Origin of the sequence: Flavobacterium sp. (genome assembly GCF_043720215.1) — a bacterium.
Lineage (GTDB): Bacteria > Bacteroidota > Bacteroidia > Flavobacteriales > Flavobacteriaceae > Flavobacterium.
In genome coordinates this window covers 1-2,325 of record NZ_JAYSSZ010000011.1, presented here as the reverse complement: position 1 = coordinate 2,325, position 2,325 = coordinate 1, and the positions used below count along the sequence as shown (strand labels likewise).

The window sequence follows — 2,325 nt, the reverse complement described above, 5'->3', positions numbered from 1 at the left end:
AATAATTTTTCGTTCATTTTAGAACGGTAATCATTAAATTCAGTGACTAAGTTGTTCATTTTTCTTTTCTTTTTTTACTACGAATGCCGATATAAATATACTGGCTTCATATATTAATAACATAGGAATAGCAACGGTTATCTGACTTACAACATCTGGTGGCGTAACAATTGCTGCCAGAATAAGCAGAATTACGATTGCATATTTTCTAGAATTTCTTAAAAAATCAGGTGTTACTAAACCTAATTTAGTCAAGAAATAAACAATTATTGGTAATTCAAAAAATAATCCACTTGCGATTACTGATGTTTTTATCATTCCTATATAAGAGTCAAGATTGAATTCGTTTTTTACAATAGCACTAATTTTAAAAGTTGCTACAAAATTAATAGACATTGGTACAACAACAAAATAACCAAATAAAACACCTAAAAAGAACAATATTGACGCTGTAAATATAAATAATTTAGCGTTTTTCTTTTCTTTATCATACAAAGCTGGACTAATAAATTTCCATAATTCCCATAGGATAAATGGAAAAGCAAGAATAAATCCTGCAGTAATACATGTCCAGACAAATACGTTTACTTGCCCTTCCATGCTGGTGTTTTGTATAGTGAAAGGTAATTCGGTAATACAAATACTATCAGCAAAGCCTAAATAATGTGACGCATCACAAAAAAAGCGATAAGTAACAAAGTTGACATTTGTTGGTCCAAAAATTATAGTGTCAAATACATAATCGCTAAAAAAATAAACAACAGACGCCATTATAATAATGACAATTGTGCTTCGTACTAATAACCATCTTAATTCTTCCAGATGATCAAGAAATGACATTTCGCTTAAATTCTTCTTTGCCATTATACTATTCCTTCTTTTAAAATATCGTGTAAATGTAAAACGCCAGCATATTTACCTTCGTTTTCTACAACCAATTGTGTTATGGAAAAATCTTCCAAAATATTAAAAGCATCAACAACCATTGCGGAGTATTGAATTGTTTTTGGGCTTTTTGTCATAATATCTTTAGCAGTTAAATGCGAAAAAGTATCATTGTTATTTAGCATTCTTCGAATATCTCCGTCGGTAATAATACCGATTACTTTTTCATTCTCTACAACAGCAGTTACACCAAGTCGTTTTTCTGAAATTTCAAAAATCACATTTTTAATTGATGAATCGGAAGAAACCATTGGTTTATGGCTCATGTCGAGCATATCGCTCACACGAAGCAATAATTTTTTGCCCAAAGCACCGCCAGGATGGTATTTTGCAAAATCTTCACTTTTGAAATCTCGCATTTCCATCAAACAAACTGCAAGAGCATCACCCATAACGAGCTGTGCCGTTGTGCTGTTCGTAGGCGCAAGGTTTATTGGACAAGATTCGGTTTCAACAGTAGTGTTTAAAACATAATTTGATTCTTTAGCTAAAAACGAAGTCATATTTCCAGTAATAGCGATCAAAGTGTTGCCAAAACGTTTCAAAATAGGAAGTAAGGCTTTTATTTCGGGACTATTACCGCTTTTAGAAATACAAATGACTACATCGTTTGGTTGTACCATTCCTAAGTCACCGTGAATGGCTTCGGCAGCATGCAAAAACATACTTGGAGTTCCAGTCGAATTATAAGTAGCAACCATTTTTTGAGCAATTATGGCGCTTTTTCCTATTCCAGTAACAACTAATCTTCCTTTAGATTGATAAATAAGTTCGACAGATTTTGCAAAGTCATCAGTAAGATAGCTGGTTAATTTAGCAATTGATTGACTTTCAGATAAAATGGTTTTTTTGGCTGAGGCCAAAATATTTTCTTTTGATATCAAAACAGAAAAGTTTTAAATTTGTGTATGTAAAAGAAATTTGTATCTTTATGAGTGCAAATTTAGATAAAATACTATTACTAAAGAATGAATTCACAGGAAATTGATATTCACAAGGAATTAAAAAAATATTTTGGTTTTAACCAATTTAAAGGGTTACAAGAACAAGTGATAAAAAGTATCGTAGCTAAGCGTAATTCGTTTGTAATTATGCCTACTGGTGGCGGTAAATCTTTATGTTATCAGTTGCCTGCATTAATGCAAGAAGGAACGGCTATTGTAGTTTCTCCTCTAATTGCTTTGATGAAAAATCAAGTAGATGCTATACGAAGTTTATCTTCTGAAGCTGGAATTGCACATGTTTTAAATTCATCATTAACAAAAACCGAAATCGCACAGGTTAAAAAAGATATTTCATCTGGTTTAACTAAATTATTATATGTAGCACCTGAATCTTTAACAAAGGAGGAATATGTTACATTTCTTCAAAAAGAAAAAA

General features: G+C 31.4%; 3 protein-coding genes. 1 reads left to right on the top strand and 2 read right to left on the bottom strand.

Going from position 1 to position 2,325, the window contains the following annotated elements; genetic code table 11:
* Positions 1-39 precede the first annotated feature (39 nt).
* Entirely contained in the window at positions 40-864 is an 825-nt protein-coding gene (tatC, locus tag ACHZC3_RS00535; RefSeq protein WP_394757928.1) for a twin-arginine translocase subunit TatC, read from the bottom strand.
* On the bottom strand, positions 864-1,829 hold the full coding sequence (locus ACHZC3_RS00530) for an SIS domain-containing protein (protein ID WP_394757927.1): 966 nt from the start codon (positions 1,827-1,829) through the stop codon (positions 864-866). The genes tatC and ACHZC3_RS00530 overlap by 1 nt, the downstream gene beginning before the upstream one ends.
* Positions 1,830-1,913: 84 nt before the next feature.
* On the opposite strand from ACHZC3_RS00530, the gene ACHZC3_RS00525 reads away from it, so the two are divergent.
* The coding region (locus ACHZC3_RS00525) for a DEAD/DEAH box helicase (protein WP_394757926.1) at positions 1,914-2,325 on the top strand (412 nt) is incomplete at its 3' end.

Bases quoted from the DNA above. Each gene is read 5' to 3' on its own strand.
- tatC (WP_394757928.1), bottom strand. From the start codon at position 864: ATGGCAAAGAAGAATTTAAGCGAAATGTCATTTCTTGATCATCTGGAA.